The organism is Paenibacillus cellulosilyticus (assembly GCF_003182255.1).
Classification (GTDB): domain Bacteria; phylum Bacillota; class Bacilli; order Paenibacillales; family Paenibacillaceae; genus Paenibacillus_T; species Paenibacillus_T cellulosilyticus.
In genome coordinates this window covers 126,510-145,498 of the sequence record NZ_QGTQ01000010.1, presented here as the reverse complement: position 1 = coordinate 145,498, position 18,989 = coordinate 126,510, and the positions used below count along the sequence as shown (strand labels likewise).

Genomic DNA, 18,989 nt, shown 5'->3' with positions numbered 1-18,989 from the left:
ACTGCTCGCGTTACCATTACCGTGTACGTTCTGGACGTACCGTCTTGGGCCGTCACGATAATGGAAATCTCATTGCTTCCTACGCTCAGCGGAAGCGACGGCGATGCTTCCCCGCTGATCAACAGATGTGGACCACTCACTAATGTACCGCCACTATCATAGACACTTGCCGCAGCCGCAGCATCGACAGCGTCCGAGAATGTCGCTGTTACTGTGATGCTGTTCACGCTATTTCCTACGCTTGCCGTGTACGTACCCCCGAACGCCGGCGTCAGTGTACCGTTCGACAATGTTAAATTACTCAGCTCCGCATCGCTGCTTGCGCCCCGCGTTATCGTTACTGTGTATGTTTTCGTCGTTCCATCCTCGGCCGTAACCAATAAACTAATTGTATTATTACCTACCCCTAACGCCAGCGACGGCGATGCCGTACCGCTGGCTACCGGCAACGGTCCGCTCATCAGGTCTCCACTTCCGTTGTAGAGACTAATCATAACTGTTGCATACGTCGGGTCCGCTGCTGTCGGCTTAATCGTAACGCTGCTTACGTTATTGCCCACACCCGCCTTGTACGTTCCCGGCAGGAATGATGGCGTTAGCGTGCCGCTCGATAACGCCAAATCGCTCAAGTCTGCGTTACTGCTTGCCGCTCGCGTTACCGTCACGGTGTACGTCTTAAACGTTCCATCCTCGGCCGTTACCTTCACCGTTATCGTATTACTTCCTACAATGAGCGGAAGCGATGCAGATGCTTCCCCGCTATTCACCGGAACATCGTTCACGCTCACAGTTGAACGGCTATCCGCAACCGTTGGCTTGATCGTTATGCTGCTTACACCATTACCCACGCTTGCCGTATAGTTGATCGTTCCTGCCCCGAACACCGGGCTAAGCGTGCCGCTCGATAACACTAATCCGCTTAAATCTGTATTGTTGCTCAGTGCTCCTCTAGTTACCGTTACCGTGTAAATCTTGGTTGTTCCATTCCCAGCGGTAACCTTCACCGTTATCGTATTGCTCCCTACAATGAGCGGAAGCGATGTAGAGGCTTCGCCGCTATTCACCGATTCGTCATTCACGCTCACGGTCGAACTGCTATCCGCTACCGTTGGCGTTAGCGTAATATTGCTTACACCATTGCCTACGCTTGCCGTATAGCTGATTGTTCCTGCCCCGAACATCGGGCTAAGCGTTCCATTCGATAACACTAATCCGCTTAAATCTGCATTGTTGCTTTGTGCTGCTCGCGTTACCATTACCGTGTACGTTCTGGACGTACCGTCTTGGGCCGTCACGATAATGGAAATCTCATTGCTTCCTACGCTCAGCGGAAGCGACGGCGATGCTTCCCCGCTGATCAACAGATGTGGACCACTCACTAATGTACCGCCACTATCATAGACACTTGCCGCAGCCGCAGCATTGACAGCGTCCGAGAATGTCGCTGTTACTGTGATGCTGTTCACGCTATTTCCTACGCTTGCCGTGTACGTACCCCCGAACGCCGGCGTCAGTGTACCGTTCGACAATGTTAAATTACTCAACTCCGCATCGCTGCTTGCGCCCCGCGTTATCGTTACTGTGTATGTTTTCGTCGTTCCATCCTCGGCCGTAACCAATAAACTAATTGTATTATTACCTACCCCTAACGCCAGCGACGGCGATGCCGTACCGCTGGCTACCGGCAACGGTCCGCTCATCAGGTCTCCACTTCCGTTGTAGAGACTAATCATAACTGTTGCATGCGTCGGGTCCGCTGCTGTCGGCTTAATCGTAACGCTGCTTACGTTATTGCCCACACTCGCCTTGTATGTTCCCGGCAGGAATGATGGCGTTAGCGTGCCGCTCGATAACGCCAAATCGCTCAAGTCTGCGTTACTGCTTGCCGCTCGCGTTACCGTCACGGTGTACGTCTTAAACGTTCCATCCTCGGCCGTTACCTTCACCGTTATCGTATTACTTCCTACAATGAGCGGAAGCGATGCGGATGCTTCGCCGCTATTCACCGGCTCGTCATTCACGCTCACGGTTGAACTACTATCCGCAACTGTTGGCTTGATCGTTATGCTGCTCACACTATTGCCTACAGCTGCCATATAGTTCGTTGTTCCCGCTTCGAATGTTGGACTTAACGTACCGTTCGATAGGACTAGTCCACTTAAATTGGCATCTGAGCTTATCGTTCTCGTTACATTAATTGTGTAAGTCTTCGTCGTTGTTCCATCCTGCGCCGTTACTTCAATTACAATCCCAGTATTGCCAACTGAAAGCGGGATCAATGGTGACGCAGCACCATTCGCAACCGTCGTCCCGTTCACCTTTACAGCAGCCATTGCATCCGCCATGGTTGGAGTCACCGTTATCCCACTCTGATTTGCAATCGCTGTGTAGCTCGTTGTGTTTGAGGCGAACGACGGGCTTAACGCGCCGCTTGATAACGTCAGTTGACTTAGATTGGCGTTACTGCTGCGTAAACGCTCTATCGTTATGGTGTATCTTTTCGTCGTTACGCCATCCTCCGCCAAAGCCACTAGTGTAATCGTATTGCTCCCTACATCAAGGGTAATATCTCCTGACTGGGACCCGCTAGCCACACTTGCTCCGTTTACCTTCACCGTTATTAAAGAGTCCGACGTCGTTGGCGTCACGCGAATACTGCTGACCCCATTCACGACGCTTGCTGAGTATTCAAGTGTGCCGGGTGCGAATGCCGGGCTTAACGTGCCGCTCGACAGCACGATATTGTTTAAACTCGCATCGCTCGAAGGGATGTAAGTAACTTGCTTGCGTATCGCATAGTTGTATTTATCGGCAATATACATGTCCCCACTGCTACTTATCACTAATCCGGCAGGCCCGTCTATTTCTGCAAGTTTCCCTGGACCTCCATCCCCCGAATAACCAGATGTCCCCGTTCCCGTTATTGTCATAATTATGCCGTTTGGTATCACTTTTCTAATCCTGTTGTTGTCTGTATCCGCGATATACAAATTCCCGCTGCCGTCAACTGCTATACCTTCCGGTTCATTCAATTGTGCGTCAACAGCCTGACCGCCGTCGCCTGAATAGCCACCCGTGCTCGACGACCCGGCCACGGTGCTAATATTCCCGCTCGCATCTACTTTCCTTATTCTATTATTGTACGTATCGGCAATATACAGATTGCCAGCATGGTCTACCGCCACTGCATTTGGATAATATAACCTCGCCTCAACGGCCGATACGTCGTCGCCCGAATAACCGCTATCATCAGATCCCGCTACCGTCGAGATGCTGCCGGAAGGATCAACTTTCCGAATTCGATGGTTGGAAGTGTCTGCGATATAGATATTTCCAGCGCTATCTACCGCCACTCCGCTTGGACTGCTCAGCTTAGCATCAACAGCTTGACCACCGTCTCCAAAATAACCACTGCTTCCGGTGCCCGCAATCGTGGTAATCTCTCCATCCGTTGCTACCTTCCGTATTCTGTTATTATACTTATCGGCAATATACAGATTGCCAGCTTGATCTACCGCCACTCCTGACGGGCTGCGCAACTCAGCATCAACAGCCTGACCACCGTCTCCCGCGTAACCATAATTACCGGTTCCCGCCACCGTACGGATGGAACCATCGGTTGATATCTTTCTTATCTTGTTGTTGTTAATATCCGCGATGTACAAATTCCCGCTGCCATCCATTGCTACAGCTGACGGGTAGGATAACTCCGCATCAGTCGCTGAACCCCCATCCCCCGAATCACCATAGTTGCCTCCGGCAATGGTATAAATCTCTCCACCGGTTCCCGCCAAAACACGTTCGATTCGGATTGGAATCAGTCCTGTTACTAGTAAACCAATGATAAGCAGCGTCAACATTCGACGAGTTTTAAAGCCCATAGCAGTTGTATCCCTCCATCTTTTTTTGGTTGCTATTAATGAACCATAACATTTAACGGATGGCCGACAACATTAATGAATTCTTAAAAGGTTTAAGCGGCCTTTATACGCCAGTAGCGCTTCTTCATAATGCCGCCCTCATTTAGGAATGATTAGATGAATAACAGATTGGGTCTGGAGGAGCTTATGCAACCAAAACAGATGATTCATACGAAACAGCTGTTGTCGCTTATGATTTTATTCGAGTTCGGAACAGCAATTGTCGTTCACATTGGCTTGAAATCCAATCATGCCACTTGGCTATCCATCCTGATTGCGATTCCTGGTGCGCTCCTTCTTTATGCGCTATACAATTACTTGTTCCGACAGTATCCTGAGCTTATCATAAGTGCCTACATGCGGCGCATACTCGGACCGTATCTCGCTTTTCCGCTAAGCTTGTTTATTCTTGCTTATTTCATTTATAACGCCGCTCGCAATCTTCGTGAGGCAGGTGATCTTCTGATTGCCTCCGCTTATGATGAAACACCTTTGTTCGTTATTAATGCAACTATGGCGATCGTCATGATTTATGTACTTAGCAATGGAGTCGAGGTGTTGTTCCGCCTTGCGCAAGTCTATATATTCATCATTCTGTGCCTGGGCATCATTGGGCTTTTAGCAGTATTCTTCTCTGAAGAAATGAAGTTTGAAAATCTTCTGCCAGTCAATCGAGGTAATTGGGGGGCCGTCTTAAACACGGTTTATCCATCCATTCTGTTATCCCGTCCGGGGAAATATTCGCATTTACGACGGTCCTGCCTTTATTAGTTCAGAATTGGCGCAAGTCACTTACATCTAACTCTCATCATCGCTACTTAGGCATCATCCAGTTCATTAATCACTCTGAAAACGGATAAACGTAATAGTGTTATAGAAACAAAAGTAATTTACGTGCATTGTTTCCCATTGATTAGGGGATGGTAAAGTACATAATTCTGATACTAGGAGGAGACAGAACTGGCTATGATATCCCCAAGACAACTAGCTTCGACCGTCATACTGTTCTTGATCGGAAGCTCTTCGTTGTTTCTGTTAGGAGGTAATGCAGATCGTGATGCTTGGATGTCTGTACTCGTCGGTGCGCTGGCGGGACTGCTGCTGCTTAGCTGTATAACGCTGCAAATACAGAAGCTTGAACCAGATAGAAATCTAATCGAGATTTTTAAGCTATATTTTGGCCGCACTATCGGTTTCGTGTTCGGATTTATCTACGTTATCTATTATAGCTACAAATGCATTCGCAATGTTCGCGAGTTCGCAGATCTTTCCATCATGTTTTTACTACCGGATACACCACTATCGATGGTTATTCTGATCATATGCTTCATTAGCGGTTATGCAGTTCTCGGGGGACCAAGTATCCTCTTTCGAATGGTGGAAGTGCTGCTTCCAATTTTAATAACGATCTACATTGTGCTTTTCGTTCTACTTCTTAGTGCTGGGTTGATCGACCTGGGCCGATTGATGCCAATATTCGAACACGGCTTCAAGCCAGTGTGGGCTGCAGCTATTCCAGAGATCATCTCCTTCCCATATGGAGAGATGGTTCTTTTTCTCATGTTTTGGCGTTATATCGCCGCAGATAACTATGAGGTCGTGATGAGGATAACGATTAAGGGCTATGTGTTTGCCGGCTCCTTTATTACACTTATGAATATCATTACGATTGCGTCCCTTGGCCAATTTGCAAGTTGGAGCGTCGTTCCACTACTACTTGCTACAACCTTTGTCGAGCTAGGCGATTCTTTAGAGAGAATTGATCCCCTTGTGTCGTTGCTTTTGTTTTCGGCGGTATACGTGAAGCTTACGGCTTATTATTTGGGCGCATCGATTGCATTTTCTTATTTGTTTCGTATTTCGCTTCGCATTGCGGCTATTCCGATTGGTATCGGCATTTATTGCGGATCTTTCTGGTTCAAAAGTTATATGCATCAAGTCAACGTAGGGTTTGAACGAAATCTGAAATTTCATTTTCCGATTTTTCAAATCGTCATTCCAATTGTTCTGCTGCTTGTTATGTTACTGAGGAAGAAAGTTCGCTCCAAATCCAACAGTGCTAGCAGCACTAAGAGCGTACAAGTTGAGGCAACTAATGAAGCGAGAAAGGAATCCGTTGATGTTCAAGAAGCAATCAGCAGGCAATGATAAACAAGCTGGCGATGACCAAAGACAGCATGGCGAACAGCTGCTTGTTCCCGACTTGGAACAAAATATGGAGCGGCTTGAGCGATTCCTTGGCGGAGGAGCGGATATCGTTTGCCGGACGCTGACGCATCGATCATTTCCTAATCAGCGATATGTCTTGTTTTATATGGATGGCATTGTGGATGGCACTGCAATTGGTACGATGCTGCTTGGTTTATTGGAAGATGCCAACAGCCAAGTAAAAGAAGAGGCGGATAGCTTATACACGCATCTGATGGAACGGTCGATTGCAGTCGGCAAAATCTTTCCAGCCACAGCCATTGAGGAAGTGGGATATGCGATGCTTGAGGGCAGCTCTGTCATTCTTGTAGATGGAAGCCTCAGAGCAATCATTATCGATACGACTGGCGGAGAAGGTCGGTCAGTGGAAGAGCCAACCTCCCAGACCGTTGTTCGTGGTCCGAAGGAAGGCTTCACAGAGAATTTGAGGACGAATACGGCACTCGTTCGACGAATAATTAAATCCCCTAAATTGCGCTTTGACTACAAGATCGTCGGACGAGAGACACGTACGAACATCGCTGTCATTTACTTGCAGGGGATTGCGCAGGATGATGTCGTGAAAGAAGTGCATCGCCGTATCAAACAGATTGAGATTGATGCAATTCTAGAAAGTGGATACATCGAGGAGTTTATTCAAGACAAAGCGTTTACACCGTTTCCGCTGATCCAGAATACAGAACGGCCAGATACAGCCTGTGCGAGCATTCTAGAGGGGCAAGTCGTCATTATGGTGTCGGGCACCCCGTTTGTTCTCATCACACCTGTCACCTTCGTGAAATTTTTTCAATCGAGCGAGGATTACTATCAGCGCTATGATATATCGACGTTTCTCCGGCTCATTCGGATGACGTCCTTCTTTATTTCGATGCTGCTGCCATCGCTCTATATCGCCATTACGACGTTTCATCAGGAGATGCTGCCAACCTCCCTGCTGATTAGTCTTGCTGCGCAGCGTGAAGGGGTTCCATTCCCAGCACTTGTTGAAGCATTTCTAATGGAGATCACCTTCGAAATATTGCGTGAGGCCGGGGTCCGGATGCCTCGTATTATCGGCCCTGCGATCTCAATCGTTGGCGCACTCGTACTTGGTCAAGCAGCCGTTCAAGCCGGTCTTGTCTCTGCAGCGATGGTTATTGTCGTCTCGTTCACAGCAATCGCGAGCTTCGTTATACCTGCAGTTAATATGGGGATTGCCGCAAGGCTCATTCGGTTCGTACTCATGATCCTAGCTGGCTCGTTTGGATTGTTTGGCATTATGTCGGGACTAATGGTGCTGTTGGCTCATTTGTGCGGACTCCGTTCATTCGGTAAACCTTACTTGCTTCCATTTTCACCATTGATTGTTTCAAATCTTAAGGACACGTTCATTCGTGTCCCATGGTGGGCAATGCGCAAACGACCGATCGGCATGGCCTCTAATCAGATCCCGAATCAGAATCGGATTGGCGGCGGCAAACGACCCGATCCAGATCAGGAAGGGGCTTGAGCGATGAAGCCAGAGATATCGACCCTTAATTCTCATTATTCCTTTATCTGTGGGGCTTAACTTCGAAAACATTAATCTATAAAATCAGCTACCTTTCTTTGGTGCTGGCACTATCTGAATCTGCTTAGCAACTACTCCCGCCCGCCTACCATCTCGGCTTGTCCTGCGAAGCCAAGCACCTTGTTCAGATCACGCAGGAGGCGCTGATGAAGCGTCAACTTTTTGGTAAAGCGAATCGGCCAGTCATGCGGTCAGACAATGGGCCTCAGTTCATAAGCCATCGGTTTGCAGAGACCTGTGAACAATTCGAAATGATCCATGAACGAATACCGCCCAAGACGCCGAATAAGAACGCTCATATCGAGTCATTCCACGCTATTCTGGAGTCAGAGTGTTATCAACGGCATGAATTTGAGAGCTATCAGCATGCATATGAAATTGTAGTCGGTTTTATCTACAACTACAACCATGAGCGCATGCATAGCAGCATTTATGATATGTCGCCATACGAATATATAGATGCAATAAAGCTTGGAATTACGAAGCCTAAGGAAATAAAAGTGTAGGACGAAGATAAAACAACGTAAATCGAAGAAAGCTCAAACAATTCTATACTAACAATCGAATAAGAGGTGTTGCTGTGTCCATTATTCGAGGGTTAGACCGGTTAACTAACCTAATTTTTACCAGATATCTTATTTGTACTTATGTACACACTATATTACACTCTTAAAATAAGGGGGATCGTAAAATGATGCACTTTGAAGCATATATTGACGAATCGGGGAATACTGGTATTGATCTTTTCGATAAGAGACAGCCTTTCTTCTGGACCGGGACAATGGTGGTTACACAAGGGGTTAGGTTTCCTTGTGACATCACTTCTATAGCTCAAAAAGTGGGAAGCAAAGAGCTTCATGGGAGTAAATTGGGACTTAGGCGTATAAATGAAATTGCCAAGCAACTGATTGATATTATTGAGACTTTGAATGCTAGATTTATGTTTACACGAGTAGAGAAATCTCATATTTCAGCAATGAGGCTAGCTGACGCGTTATTTGACAACGTCAACAACCCAGCAGTGACTGCGTTCCACTATAACGTCCCCTTCAATAAAAAAATGCTCGCTTACTACGTTGATATTATGATGGATGAAAAAGACCGAAAAGATTTCTGGAACATCCATCTAGCAGGGGACTCCGAAGAATTCCGTGAGTTTCTTATAAGATTCCGTTCAAAAATAGAGCGTCAATTTCCAAAGAGCAATCAACGAGGGCGACAATTGGTCTTAGATGCAATAGCATGGGGAATTAAGGAACCAGACTCTTTATTGAGTGAACGAACAAAGAAGCCAGAAGGCATTGAAGATTTCAGAAGCCTCCAATACGAATCTCCTAACCTTGTATCCATAACAACACTCCTTCATGGTCTGCACTATATTGCAGAGGAATATGAAATGAAGGCAACAAAAATAATCCATGACGAACAAAGCGAATTTGGAAAATACATTCAACATAGTTTTTCTCTCTTGAAGCGGATTAGAATAGACCAATCCAACCAATTTCTCTTACATGAAGTTAAAGATTCTGATACAATTTTGGCCGAACTGGAACTCGGCTCATCAGCAAACTCACCATTTTTACAGATCGTGGACGTAGTGCTTTGGATGATGACGCAAAAAGTGGATAAAGGTAAAGATATAATGGGAAATGCTCGGAATTTAATGAACTGCATTATTAGCAGAAGTAACATATTTCACTTTAGTAGTAAGCATTTAGAGGCCGATCTAAAATACTCGTTCAATGAAATTATGTCCAAACCAATAACGCAACAAAAAATGCAGTCTGGAATTAAAGCCATGGAGAAGCTAGAAGCATCTCGTCAACAGCAAATGAGAGAAAATAATCTCCTTAAGTAGCTGAGTTGGAGTTTCCTCTTACGTTTTAATATTTAAACAACATGCTGAAGCAAATTTCGCCCTACTTATGATACGGTGAACCGTATCATAAGTAGGGCGAAATTTTAGGCACCCGCAGATGAGTGCCTTTTGTGTCCTACCGCTTTTTATCGGCTTTTTTGCAGCTTGTCGCTGCGCGTGTCCAAATCGTACCAGCAGGCAGGCCATGTTTTTTCTCAAACGTATCAACAGTGCAATCGTTTCTTATTTTTCTAGTCAAGCTTGTTACCTCCCGTCACTATTTGCTAAACAAAACTACACACGTCTCAGCGCCTCCACGTTCCGTCTATCAAATTCACAGTTCACTTTAACAAAATTTCCGGGTCATGGCGGCAGTAGCTATCCGTTTGAATGCCGCACGGTAAATCAGACAAAGGAAGGGATGAAAGTTGTCCGCATATACTACTACCGCGGGCGCTTCCGCAGCCATGGCAGTTCGGCCGTCCTGCCGCACCAACAACGATCACAAGGACGAAACTGAGAAAGCGGTAATACTGATTCCTCAACTATAAAAATGCACTCCATCGCTTTTAATGTAGTACTGCGGGCACAAGATAGCAAAGAAAAGTGATGGAGGGAGAGTGACTCTCCCTCCGGACAATAGCCCAGTAAAAGGCTGCAGACTGCAGCTTTTGCGCTTGATCGTTGCGCACTCTTTAGAGGGGCTTACACTACCCACTATATATAAACAAAAAAAAGACCTCATATGCTAGGTCTTTGTTATCGGTATTTATGCGCAATGCCGGAGAACGACTACCAAACAGGCAGTTTATGTGTATGTGAGTTCACACGTTTTATCAGGGCTTACTCGCGCACTTAAATATTACACCACTTCATACCATTTTGTAAATAAATTTATTTACCTGCGCCGATTATTATCTACTTCCCCCCACAACTTTATCTTTACCAAATTGCGCATATGGAAACCGTTCTAGACGATATATCTTTGGATCGATGATGTCATAGAAATAATCATTCCCATATTCATACTTTGAATAAATTGCGTTAGCTACAAAGTCCGCTGCTTGTATCAATACTGAATTTTGCGATTCAATATACTTAACTGTGATAGGAATCAGATTCTGATCCTCATATCGCACCTTAATCTTTAAGTAATCCTCGAATGAATTCTCAGATCCTACCTTAATGGATCGTTTGTCCAAGTTAAGTTGTAATCCTCTTACAAACGCAGTCGATGCAACAGGCCGTATGATGAAAGATAATAGGTAATTGTACAGAGTGTTTTGATCACTAAGAAGTTGCGGCTTAATATGATGCAGGTCTGCAACTATATATCTAATCTGAATATCTTTAGATGCGATTTTCCTGAGAATATATTCTTTTACTACTGGGCTAGCTTTTGAAGCTTTAATCTCATCGAGATTAGCATATTGCTTGAACTGCTTCTTAACATTAATAATTGCCTTATTCATGACATTGACTAGCGGCTTCAATTCATGCCCAGCTACGCATGCAATTACAAAATATCTACCGCTATTCCCCATGTTCCCAGATTCATCGAAGTTGAGAATCATCCTGATTGTCACCTACTAGGTATTAATATGATGGGTACCCCCACTCTCTATTATACCGCAATAAATTCAAATAATCTTTCATATATGTAATTATAAATTCCCTCTCAAAGAAGGCTAACCCAATCTGTCAAGCCCTCATTGACTTTAATGACAGGTACTGAAATAAGAACATTTACAATTCTTTTCTTATGTACTTGTTAACACTATAGTCTGACAAAAAGTATGCTTATTGGCATAGTTCCAGAAGTTAATAAAAATTCATGCCAAAATGCCCGTATAATTGTTTTGACATGTGCCTTAATGTTTTAATGATTTATGACACATATACAGGAGTGTGACTTCATTGAAAATCGGTTATGGTCGAGTTTCGGCTAAAGATCAGAATCCCGAACGGCAGCTCTTATAATTTCGGGATTTGGGCATCGATGATCGTTACATTTTTGTCGATAAGATGAGCGGTAAAGATTTTAATCGTCCGCGCTACCAGGCAATGCTTCTTATGCTTCGGGAAGGAGACTTACTTTATCTTGACGCCCTAGATCGACTTGGCCGTAACTATGACGGCATCATCGATCAATGGAAGTATATTACCCGCGATATTAAAGCAGATATCGTCTGCTTGGATAACGAGATATTATTCGATAGCCGTAAATTCAGAAACATGGGCGATTTCGGTAAAGTAATGGAAGACCAATTTCTGAGCCTCCTCGCATACGTAGCTGAGCAAGACCGGAAGAATAATCGGAAACGACAATCGGAAGGAATCGCTGTGGCCAAAGCAGCCGGCAAAACATTCAGTCGTCCTAAGAAGGCTATCACTCCAGCCTTCAATCAAGTCTATGATGAGTGGAAATCCGGCCAACTAACAGCGGTAGCAGCCATGAAACGTTTGAATATGAAGCAACGAACTTTTTACCGTCGAGTATCTGATTTCGAGAATCAGAACTTGCACATAGAAACGGCCACTAGGTTTAACTAGTGGCCGTTTCTATTTTATTATTGATGCATAAATGCATCAAATTTGATCTCGCAAATCCACTCCCACCTACCTACATCATCATCACGATGAATAGACAGTTGAACATGACGCTTCTATTTGTGACTCCAATTAAAAATGAGCTCGACGCCGAGTTGACCTGCAATCCTCCCGACGCATCCCCCCTAAATGAAAGATAAGGGCTATTCAACGTTTACTATTAGGGGGGCGACCAGCTCTGAGAGCTTGTCTGCGACGTCGGCCATTGGCTCTTCTGCAGTGTCTAGGCCGGCTCGTGAACCGAGCAAGGGACTGACATCGCGGAGCTCTTCGTACGTGGTCTCGTGCACAATTGGAACAAGTCGGTCACGAGCGAGGAGTGCTGAAAGTTCTTTGTCTGCGATGCCCTCTGATTTGAGACGTTTTAGCAGGGCAGGGGTCACCAGCACAATCCCAACTCGCGAATTCGCCAAGCCCTTGTCGATGGAGCGAAGCAACGGCACGCCGAGGCCTGCGTCCTTTTCGCTGAACCAGACAGAGACACCACGTGACTCAAGCATATCGTGCAGTTCCTTGGCGACCCCCTTCCGGTCATCCCACGCATGGCAGAGGAAGACGTCCCGAAGGTCAGGCTTCTCATTTGCCAGATTTTCTACGTTGTTGCGGATTGGCGTAAGTGCCCGAACTTCTGCAGGCGTGTACAACACTGTGGAGCCTGCTCTCGACCATTTCGCCTTTATATTGCGGCTACCGGAACCGCCGCCGCTGCTTCGGTTGCCCCCACTTGACTGGGTGTAAGACGGGGATGAATACGTCTCGTAGACACTGTAACCACCACTATAGCCTCTACGTCCCCGACACGCTGGGCAATTTTCTGCGGCACTCGCTGAGCTATGTCCCCTTACTGGAGCCGTGCATCTGGCCATGTCTCTACCTCCCTTGAATGTGTAGTTCTTAGATATTATATCATCTACCTTCTACTCAATCACTAAAACCAACCTGTTAGTAATTTCCTATGTAGGATGCAATCACTAAACAATTTATTCTCTTAGAAAAATAACGTTGGAGTAGGAGCGACGAAAGCTAAAACCATAAATCTATGAACGATGGATTGGCCGAGAAAGCGTGAAGTACAGTAGGAATACTAAATAACGAATCTATCAGAACATATAACTTGCTTCTTCGTACTACACGCTGACACATTTTGAACAGGGCTCTTACAGAATTGCATTCCATAAGGGACTTGTATTTCACTCTCACTTCTATTCCATGCTTACGATTAACAACCGTTTAGTGAAAGACGACTTTATCAACTTCAGAATCACCAACTCTGATGGAACTTGAAATAATCCGTCCACTTGCCACTAATGTTGACCAAGACTGATGTCGTTTTCACAACACCATTAGGGTACTTAGCCACAAATGTAAACTTATACTGACCATCCTTCAGAGACTCCAGCTTTACATCAGCCTGGTCTGACCCAATATAGCCAGTCCAATTCACTCTATCACTGGACGACAGCGTTGTACTGCCAATAGAAACGGCAGTAACGCTCACGCTGCTTGCATTAGTTGCGATCGCTCCGGTGTCGGTCGTTGAGCTCTTCAATACAAACCGTTCTCCCGCCCAGAATGTGTCTTCTGATCTTTGGCTGTCTGGATAATGGTTGTTCCAATCCTTCCTATGCTACTCCCAATCCTCTGTGTGCGTCACGATTCCCGTGATGCCTAACTCACCGATTTGAATGGTTTTGGTAATAGTGTCCGTTGCTCCTTTCGGATCCGTAACCGTAAGGGTCACCACGTATGCACCAGGATGGTTTACCGTATCAGCTCCGCTAATGGTCATATCTGTAGAGGATCCAGATTTAACCGTACCGTCAGGGAATTCAATATTCCACTGTGAAGTGAGCATATTATTGTCTGGATTGGTCGACGTATTCGTTATTTTCACATCGTCACCTTCAAAGGCCGGTTTCGGCAGCCAATCAGAGCCAAAAAACACTTTATTTTAGTCACATTTACACATCCTAAATAATGACATACACTATTCGTATACAATACACGTATACAATTTTGTATACGTAATAATAACTATTAAGGAGTGTTTCAGATGAAAGATAATCCTATCTGTTTTAGGGTTTCATCAAGTCTTAACTTTTCTTTAAAAGAAAAAATGGAACTGTTTGATCTTAAACCGGCTAATGTATACACTCCCTTATCTTCATTCTATTCTACCGCCTGGTCTAATAACGTAAAGAATCGTTATGTCCAAATGACAGATGGAGTTAATAATGAAGCTTTTGAATTTATTAAAAAATACATATCCGAAGGTGTGAAAGCTAATGAAAAGCGGTACTTAGGGATATTGGAATCGAAGATCATGAATGATGGTCATTCTAGATCAGCAGCTAAAACATACTGGTCAATTATTTATAGTGATGGTAGAACCTTTGGGTTTATGAACTCTCGATTAGCTAACAATTACTCGTACGAAGGTTATATTATGTTTAAAAAAATTTTCGAGCTATTTAACAATTCAAACGAATATGTAATAACAAAATGGATGAACACACTTCCTTTGGATGATGGGCTTTCAGCAAACCAGTTCCGGGGTCTTTTATTACCGAGTGTTTATCAATGTGATCAAGCTTGGTTTAATAATTCAAAAACTTCATTTAGAATAAAAAAAGATGAAAAACTTACAGAGGGATTTCGTTATCGAATCAATTTTCCAATAGAAGAAGACGACGATGCATCTCTCTTTGTTTACAGGGACCACCAAGATCCCAAAGATATATGGGATTATCAGGTTAACCGTAACACACGTTATTTGTTCGGTGGGATTGAGGCAATAGTAAGAAAATCATATACCATGAATTCCAACGGGGAACATGCTGTAACCAAAGTTCTACATCTGCATACAATTAATTTCGAATCTGTTGCATGGACGAACGGAATTGTAAAATCTGTTCTAGATCTTCTTTTGGGTACTGCTGAGTTAGCTGGTGTAGAACAGTTTCAGGTAGAAAATTGGGATGAAGTTACTTTCGATGCCCAGGACATACCAGATGCAAAAGAGCGTCTTCAACTATGGGGATGGGAGCGTCACCCACAGGCTATTATCACTAAAAATAACAATCCAATATCAAATACTACCGACAACAATAAAAATACTGTTTATAATGAAATTAGTTCTGGTTCGACTAGTTACAATCAGAGTCTTATTCAATTCATTAATAATCCTTCGATTAAAAAACATCTAAAGTTCATTCTTCGTATTAGAAGAATACAAGATGAGGCTCGTAATCAAATTGACTATGGATACGCAGCAATTGTTGAAATTGGTGAAACACTTCTGATTCAATCTTTAGGGTGGTCTGCAACCAATTATTCTGGCGCCGGCGGACATGCCTTTACTTATATGGAAAGTGAAATAGTCACATTTAATGTCCCTATTTTTGAGTGTACAATTGATGACAATTCCGATCTTCGGTCGACTATTACCTCTTTTGTTCAAGGTGTAAAATAACAAAATCAGACAGAGAAGGTGCGACACCATTACTCTCTGTCCGATTCTTATTTACCTAGTAGTTTATATTTGTTTCAGATGGATTTAGACTACATTAATTCGTAGCCTTTTCAGACTCTTCCTATTTTACTACATCGACCAATTCAACTTGTTGCATGTTCTCAACAATAGTTTGTATTGTTAGTGAATGCTCAATGATCAATTGTCCCAATGTCGACCGAGCATCTTCATATCCAGCATATTTCAGTTTCTGAAGAGCTACTCGCAAACATGGCTCCAGTACATTAGCAAGTTCCAAGATAAACTTGGGTTCTAATAGAAAAATTCCTTCAGTAGTATGTTCAGCATATTTCTCAACATACTGTTTCGGACAGATCATGACAGTTGTAATGGTAATCGAATCACTAACTGGATAATTTTTGCGAACATAGTTTTCGTGATATCCGGTTTGACGAATATCATCCAATGAGATTGCACCTTCTGGCTTCTCAACATTAGTCTTGGCTTCAAAAACAATCCCACAGCTTAGACTGAGCCATACTCCATCAGGAGTGCCCTTGCCTTTTGGCCTATCTGATTCAAACCCTAAGAACTGCCCAAGCGTACACAGTGCAGGCTCATATGTTTCAGCAATTGGACTTGAGAGCCCGTCAACCATAGTAGCCCAATGTTTATCAAAACGATTGCTACGATCACCATAACTCTCCAATACAGCGAGCATAGTGTTGAGTTGGTATTCAACAAGTTCAGGAAAATTCTCATCTTCCCCTATTTGTCGTTCATTAAAAACTCTTTTATCCAACCATAGTTTATAATCTGCAGCATTTACAGCCTTTTGATGGTATTCTCGTGCCTTTTCTTTCTCACCTTGCAGTACACCGACTGAAGCAATTAAATAATTCCACCAAGCTCTATATCCTTTAAGTGTTTCTTGACGGCCAAAATGTTTAAGTACCTGGTCAGCCGATTGATGAGCTTTTTCAAACTCGCCTTCCCAAATAGAATACAGGTAGGATAATTCATCGGCAGCCGATAGACGTAATGATTCGTTAAAGATCACTTCGCGTATACGGGCCTTATTTTTTTCGTCAGTTAAGGTTTGGATATGTCCTTCAATTTCGGACCATTCCTCGCCTTGATCAAAAAATATCTGTAATGCCTGTTTCCAGGTTGAAAGATCGCGAATTTGTTCAATCTGTTCGAATCCAAATGATATTTCAGCATCCACCTCTGCAGGCAACATCCCTAGAAACTCGTCTTTATACATGTACTCACCGACTCTTTTACCTACAAAAAGAACGGACGCATAATCTTTATGTCCACGCGTGCATCTGCCTAGACCCTGAAGAATACGAGTAGCCAGCATTGTACGTAACAACTCTTTTACTCGCAAGCGCGCTTGAAGAAACTGTTCAGATGTTCCTATTGCTACAGGCAATTCATAAATTATTTGCAATCGACATTGATCATCTTTTAAATCGATTCCTTCATAACGACCTGCTAGCAGCAAAACTCCCTTTTGAGATGAAACAAATGGTTCCATGCTTTCTTCAATATCTTTTGATAAGAAAACTGAGTAGTCAGGAATGTGCTCTTTCAGCTTATTAAGTACGTGCTGAAGTACAGGATACGATGGACATAAAATTAGTGCCCGTGATTGCATACGAATCGTTTCAGCGAGAACTTCCCATAGCTGATCCTTAGAAAAGTGATCTTCAGGAAATAATATCAATCTACGTCCAGAGATTTTATTCGCATCAACCGAAAACTTTGAAATACGATGGATATGTGCTACACCAAATATTCGCTCCAACTCTCCTGCATCTCCAACAGTAGCACTCATATAAATACGTTCTCTGGAGCTAGCGAATGCAGCCGTCTGTCTTTTTAGATTTGGAGGCAAGATCGGTCGAATAGTGAATGTATCATGGGAAATATATATCTGACATGCGTGGAGATGATTAACTATTCTGCTCCACGAAAAATACAAATCCGTCCCATCTACCTTGGAAGATAGCAAGCTACGTATCTCATCTTTTTTCTCAATCCATAATGCCAAAGGAATGATATCTACTCCATCATGGAGAGGATCAAACATTCCATGAAGAACTCGATCCTGAACATGTGAAGCAATCGCATCCCCCAAAGTCTCAAATAGGGCAGTAAAGATCTCTGGATGTTTTTCTTTTTTGATAGTTAAACTCCAAAAATCCGATATTGCATATTCGGCAGCATGCGCATCATCAAAGATAATTTGATGTGCATCTGAGAAAGCAGGGCTTATATTAAAAATATGACTGTAAACTGTAACTGCAACAGCAGCCGCTCGTTGATAACGGTTAAAATCATGAACTTGAAAGCTTTCTTTTTGTCCCACTAATAGTACAGATTGAACACCATAGGACTGTAATAGAGCATGAGTTTGCGCTGCTAGCTGTTTATTCGCACAAGCATAGACAATCCGCCAGTTCTGGGTTAGTCGGTTAAATTCCCCTATTAAACCGCCTACTAAGGTTTTACCAAGCCCAGCAGGCATCTCAATCGCAATATCACTACAGGTTTTCCGTATGGTTTCATACTCTTTGAAAGACTCTCCCTGTTCATGCGATAAGCGTTCCAACTTCCCAAGTCGATGGAACAATGCAATTATATTGGGGGGAACGTATTTATCTTTACCAGGAATTCGAAATACCATAGAATCATCACCTCAAAATTGGTTGTATAGGTAATAACTTCTACGTTGTGGGATAATAGTCCTGCTGAAGCTAGAAGTTTGTTCCCACCTTAGGCCAAAAGGCATGGAGGATCCATTTCTGAGCCTCCTCGCCTACGTAGCGCTGAGCAAGATCGCAAGAACAACCGGAAACGACAATCGGAAGGAATCGATGTGGACAAAGCTGCTGGCAAAACATTCAGTCGTCCTAAGAAAGCTATCACTCCCGCCTTCAATCAAGTCTATCATGAGTGGAAGGCCGGCCAACTAACAGCGATAGCAGCCATGAAGCGATTAAATATGAAGCAAAGAACCTTTTACCATCGAGTATCTGATTTCGAGAACCAGAACTTGCACATAGAAACGGCCACTAGCTAAACCTAGTGGTCGTTTCTGTCTTTATTCAGACATCGACATCATCGTCACGATCTTAATCGATGAACATGGCGCTTCCAGTTGTGAGCTAGATTATCAAAATGAGCTAAACACGGAGCTCTTCCGCCGGTCGAGGACGGCCGAGACCGAGTTCGTCTCCTACGAATTCACGCGCTCCCTGAGGCCTGTTCGTAAAGTGAATCAAACTAGACGAAATGTAACGTGTCGGAAGCGTCTAGCGTGCCCTCAACGGAGAGACTAAGAAACATGTTTTTTCGTGGCCC

Annotated in this window: 12 protein-coding genes and 1 pseudogene; 7 read left to right on the top strand and 6 right to left on the bottom strand. The window is 44.0% G+C overall.

What is annotated here, in order from left to right; all coding sequences use genetic code 11:
- The coding region (locus DFQ01_RS15110; RefSeq protein WP_110044732.1) for a cadherin-like beta sandwich domain-containing protein at window positions 1-3,881 on the bottom strand (3,881 nt) is incomplete at its 3' end.
- A 156-nt stretch (window positions 3,882-4,037) separates the two neighbouring features.
- Here DFQ01_RS15110 and DFQ01_RS15105 point away from each other — a divergent pair.
- The 5 genes from DFQ01_RS15105 to DFQ01_RS15085 all read left to right on the top strand — a co-directional run bounded on the left by DFQ01_RS15105 (window position 4,038) and on the right by DFQ01_RS15085 (window position 9,535).
- A complete protein-coding gene (locus tag DFQ01_RS15105; RefSeq protein ID WP_110044731.1) occupies window positions 4,038-4,691 on the top strand; it encodes a GerAB/ArcD/ProY family transporter in 654 nt (217 codons plus the stop codon).
- Window positions 4,692-4,886: 195 nt separating this feature from the next.
- Entirely contained in the window at window positions 4,887-6,068 is a 1,182-nt protein-coding gene (locus tag DFQ01_RS15100; protein ID WP_110044730.1) for a GerAB/ArcD/ProY family transporter, read from the top strand.
- Window positions 6,040-7,617 (top strand): spore germination protein, encoded by a 1,578-nt coding sequence (locus DFQ01_RS15095; RefSeq protein ID WP_110044729.1) that lies wholly within the window; start codon window positions 6,040-6,042, stop codon window positions 7,615-7,617. Before DFQ01_RS15100 ends, DFQ01_RS15095 begins: the two co-directional genes overlap by 29 nt.
- Before the next feature lie 206 nt (window positions 7,618-7,823).
- Complete coding sequence (locus DFQ01_RS15090) at window positions 7,824-8,183, top strand: integrase core domain-containing protein (RefSeq protein WP_110044728.1); 360 nt, start codon at window positions 7,824-7,826, stop codon at window positions 8,181-8,183.
- Window positions 8,184-8,368: 185 nt separating this feature from the next.
- Window positions 8,369-9,535 (top strand): DUF3800 domain-containing protein, encoded by a 1,167-nt coding sequence (locus DFQ01_RS15085; RefSeq protein ID WP_110044727.1) that lies wholly within the window; start codon window positions 8,369-8,371, stop codon window positions 9,533-9,535.
- A 914-nt stretch (window positions 9,536-10,449) separates the two neighbouring features.
- On the opposite strand, the gene DFQ01_RS15080 is transcribed toward DFQ01_RS15085, so the two are convergent.
- A complete protein-coding gene (locus DFQ01_RS15080; RefSeq protein WP_245946693.1) occupies window positions 10,450-11,109 on the bottom strand; it encodes a DUF3800 domain-containing protein in 660 nt (219 codons plus the stop codon).
- A 343-nt stretch (window positions 11,110-11,452) separates the two neighbouring features.
- Between DFQ01_RS15080 and DFQ01_RS15075 the strand changes: the two are divergent.
- A pseudogene (locus DFQ01_RS15075) lies at window positions 11,453-12,088 on the top strand (recombinase family protein).
- Window positions 12,089-12,288: 200 nt separating this feature from the next.
- On the opposite strand, the gene DFQ01_RS15070 reads toward DFQ01_RS15075, so the two are convergent.
- The 3 genes from DFQ01_RS15070 to DFQ01_RS15060 form a co-directional block, all read right to left on the bottom strand.
- Window positions 12,289-12,789 (bottom strand): toll/interleukin-1 receptor domain-containing protein, encoded by a 501-nt coding sequence (locus DFQ01_RS15070; RefSeq protein WP_245946692.1) that lies wholly within the window; start codon window positions 12,787-12,789, stop codon window positions 12,289-12,291.
- Window positions 12,790-13,406: 617 nt separating this feature from the next.
- On the bottom strand, window positions 13,407-13,694 hold the full coding sequence (locus DFQ01_RS15065; RefSeq protein WP_110044724.1) for a hypothetical protein: 288 nt from the start codon (window positions 13,692-13,694) through the stop codon (window positions 13,407-13,409).
- Window positions 13,695-13,772: 78 nt separating this feature from the next.
- Window positions 13,773-14,039 carry a PKD domain-containing protein gene (locus DFQ01_RS15060; protein ID WP_146216883.1) on the bottom strand — a complete coding sequence of 89 codons (267 nt, stop codon included), beginning with the start codon at window positions 14,037-14,039 and terminating at the stop codon, window positions 13,773-13,775.
- 159 nt (window positions 14,040-14,198) lie between these two features.
- On the opposite strand from DFQ01_RS15060, the gene DFQ01_RS15055 reads away from it, so the two are divergent.
- A complete protein-coding gene (locus DFQ01_RS15055; protein WP_110044722.1) occupies window positions 14,199-15,617 on the top strand; it encodes a hypothetical protein in 1,419 nt (472 codons plus the stop codon).
- 121 nt (window positions 15,618-15,738) lie between these two features.
- Here DFQ01_RS15055 and DFQ01_RS15050 read toward each other — a convergent pair whose 3' ends face one another.
- Complete coding sequence (locus DFQ01_RS15050; protein WP_110044721.1) at window positions 15,739-18,312, bottom strand: helicase C-terminal domain-containing protein; 2,574 nt, start codon at window positions 18,310-18,312, stop codon at window positions 15,739-15,741.
- Between the last annotated feature and the right edge of the window lie 677 nt (window positions 18,313-18,989).

What these genes read in the sequence shown, in the direction of transcription:
- DFQ01_RS15105 (WP_110044731.1), top strand. Translation starts at nt 4,038, where the DNA reads ATGAATAACAGATTGGGTCTGGAGGAGCTTATGCAACCAAAACAGATG.
- DFQ01_RS15100 (WP_110044730.1), top strand. Translation starts at nt 4,887, where the DNA reads ATGATATCCCCAAGACAACTAGCTTCGACCGTCATACTGTTCTTGATC.
- DFQ01_RS15095 (WP_110044729.1), top strand. Translation starts at nt 6,040, where the DNA reads ATGTTCAAGAAGCAATCAGCAGGCAATGATAAACAAGCTGGCGATGAC.
- DFQ01_RS15090 (WP_110044728.1), top strand. Translation starts at nt 7,824, where the DNA reads ATGAAGCGTCAACTTTTTGGTAAAGCGAATCGGCCAGTCATGCGGTCA.
- DFQ01_RS15085 (WP_110044727.1), top strand. Translation starts at nt 8,369, where the DNA reads ATGATGCACTTTGAAGCATATATTGACGAATCGGGGAATACTGGTATT.
- DFQ01_RS15080 (WP_245946693.1), bottom strand. Translation starts at nt 11,109, where the DNA reads ATGATTCTCAACTTCGATGAATCTGGGAACATGGGGAATAGCGGTAGA.
- DFQ01_RS15055 (WP_110044722.1), top strand. Translation starts at nt 14,199, where the DNA reads ATGAAAGATAATCCTATCTGTTTTAGGGTTTCATCAAGTCTTAACTTT.
- DFQ01_RS15050 (WP_110044721.1), bottom strand. Translation starts at nt 18,312, where the DNA reads ATGGTATTTCGAATTCCTGGTAAAGATAAATACGTTCCCCCCAATATA.